The organism is Nostoc sp. UHCC 0251 (assembly GCF_034932245.1).
GTDB lineage: Bacteria > Cyanobacteriota > Cyanobacteriia > Cyanobacteriales > Nostocaceae > Nostoc.
Map to the genome: position 1 here is coordinate 1 of NZ_JAYGHD010000237.1, position 2,677 is coordinate 2,677.

The 2,677-nt window shown below is 38.4% G+C and carries 2 protein-coding genes; one reads left to right on the forward strand and one right to left on the reverse strand.

Annotated features, from left to right (window positions below; genetic code table 11):
* Positions 1 to 815: 815 nt before the first annotated feature.
* Positions 816 to 1,148: a hypothetical protein gene (locus tag VB740_RS17765; protein ID WP_323201280.1), complete on the forward strand. Its 333-nt coding sequence runs from the start codon at positions 816 to 818 to the stop codon at positions 1,146 to 1,148.
* Positions 1,149 to 1,338: 190 nt separating this feature from the next.
* Here the strand turns inward: VB740_RS17765 and egtD are convergent, their stop codons facing one another.
* The gene (gene egtD / locus VB740_RS17770; RefSeq protein WP_323201281.1) at positions 1,339 to 2,373 is read right to left on the reverse strand and encodes an L-histidine N(alpha)-methyltransferase; all 1,035 of its coding nucleotides are present in this window, start codon (positions 2,371 to 2,373) and stop codon (positions 1,339 to 1,341) included.
* Between the last annotated feature and the right edge of the window lie 304 nt (positions 2,374 to 2,677).

Consider the following 2,677-nt stretch of genomic DNA (forward strand, 5'->3'; position numbering starts at 1 on the left):
CCTCTCTCCGTTTCGGGGAGAGGAATGGAAGTGGGGTTCCAAGAATAAGTTGCACCTCGCGTAAAATATTGACATAGATCAAAAAAATCATTTAATTATTGGCTGGTTCATGTGATAGGAACGGAATGCTACTTTAGGATGTCTATGGATAATCTATTTGAAGTGTAAAAATTATCAAATGGAGAATTTCATTAATAATTTAGGACTGCTGTAAGCAAACAATTTTATCAATATTTTTATAACATAGGCGGACTAGTATCCGTCCCTGAACGCAGATACGTATTTTTTATGAAAGCCACGCCAGAAAAATTACATTTCATTAAAACTTTATATATTGTTGGCTGTAGTTCATTAAATATGCGATTTAGTAGAGAATTTCTGAAAATAAGTTTTTTCACAAAGTTCAGTGTAATTCCTCTTTTAATAACCAGGCAAATATAACTAAATTATTAATAGTTGTGCTGGCTTAGTTGAGGAATAAACGTCAATTATTCCAGGTGTATCTATTTGCATCTTCTTTATCAAATCGATTCCATAGTTCTAGAATAATCCCTCTCTTAAAAGGAGAGCAGAGTTTAGTTTACCTTCCCTTCTAGGAAAGGAAGCTGAAGGGATTAAGTTTTTTTGAGTGAATCGATGTACTCAGCTGCCTTCAAATATGAAGCATACGCTAGTCGTGTATTCCTCTGAAAATCATTTTAATCAGGTTTTCTGTGACAGCGGAGTGATTTATTTTGGAAGATTTTATTTTCAACTGAGAATAAATACAACTTCTTGAAGTTTTAAACATTTATTAACCGATTTTACAAATTCCCATGCAACAATATATTTCCAATCTGCTAATACTGGTATTAGGAACAAGCTCGGCATTCATCATCACTCCATCTCAAGCTGAAACTCCGGTAAAATCCAATAGCCAAAATACTGATAATATTACTTCCATACCTTCAAATTCACCTGCGGCTATCCAATTGAGTGATTTTGCCAATTCTACTAATAGCAAACCACCTAGCCTCTCTGAAGCAGCCAATAAGTCTTCCGGTGCTAATGCGAATCTAGCTGATAATGCCAATATAACTGCAACTAAGCCGCAGGTACGGGTTCCTATATTCAGCAGAATTTTTCCTACACCTTCGATGCAGCAATAATCAGGGGCTAAATACCCAGTTCACTCATGTGGGCTAATAGAGATGTGCATCAACACATAATATACAGCACTATATAGTGAAAATACTACACCAGTGAGAGAGACTCTAATTATTATCTCTCACTGGTGTAGGCTGTTTTTGTTAAGTCTATATTGGACTCAACTGAGAATACCTATATATCTGATTCACTTTATGCTTGCATTTTACAAAGCAATAAACCAAACCATTGATTTGGATCTGTCCACACTTGCAGAGGTAATAAACCTTGTGCAGTAAGTTGCTGCTTGATAGTATCGAGATCAAATTTGCGGGAGATTTCGGTGAGAATAGTCTCACCTAGTGCAAAATCAACCTTGAGATTAAGAGCGCGTAATTCTACAGTTTGCGATCGCAGACTGCGTAAATGCATTTCTATTTGATGCTCACTTTCATTGTAAAATGCCCAGTGTTCAAACTGCATGGTGTCAAAATTCCCCTCAAACCGCTGATTTAAATGCTCCAGCATATTGAGGTTAAATGCTGCCGTCACTCCTTGGCTGTCGTTATAAGCAGGTTCCAAAATCTGTTTCGGCTTTCGTAAATCTATCCCTAACAAAAAATACTCACCTACTTGTAGGGCTTCTGTAATTTGAGAGAAGAACACATCACACTCATTAGGTGTAAGATTACCTAAACTGCTACCGATAAAACAGATCATTCTGCTGGGTAATTGTGTTGGTAGGAGTTTTGCAAGGGCTAATTCATAGGTTCCCGCTAAAGCACAAACTTGCAGTAAAGGATAATCTCCTAATAACTGCTTGGCGCTACTTTCCAAGATACCTGCACACACATCAATTGGTAGGTAGTGCAGGGGATAGGTTAGCTGCTGGTAGGCATCTAGTAAAATGCGGGTTTTGGTAGAATTGCCACTACCAAGTTCTACCAATTCACAAGCGCCAGTTATCTTAGCAATTTCGCCAGCATACTGCTGTAAAATAGTTGTTTCTGTGCGTGTAAGATAATATTCTGGTAAATCACAGATTAGCTCAAATAGCTCAGAACCACGGTCATCATAAAAGTAACAGGGGGGCAGAGATTTAGATGTTTGAGTTAATCCCTTGACTACATCACTCCCTGTACTAGGTGCAACTATTTGAGTTGCTCCTACCAAACGTTGCATCTGCAAGCGTTTTTCAACGCTGTTTTGAGAAGTAATGTTCCTGTTGGCAGCTTTAGATATTGACATTAGACCTCCGTATGCTTGGCATAATAGATTACCTGTGATGGCAAACCATTACCCTAATTAGTGAAACACATAGCCATAGCTAATAAAATCATGCTTGAGCAATATTGCTCAAGCTTTAAAGGTATTTTTAGGGATTTACCGATTCAAATGACAATATGTCCCAAGTGCCAGCCAACAGCGGCTCAAGTCAAGATAAGGCTAACTATAGACCCGTATTTCTCACAAGCTTCAGGCGTTTGATGGAGCAGGGGAGCAGAGGGGCAGAGGGGAAAGAACAAGGCACATTGAACTCTCCCACTAGCGA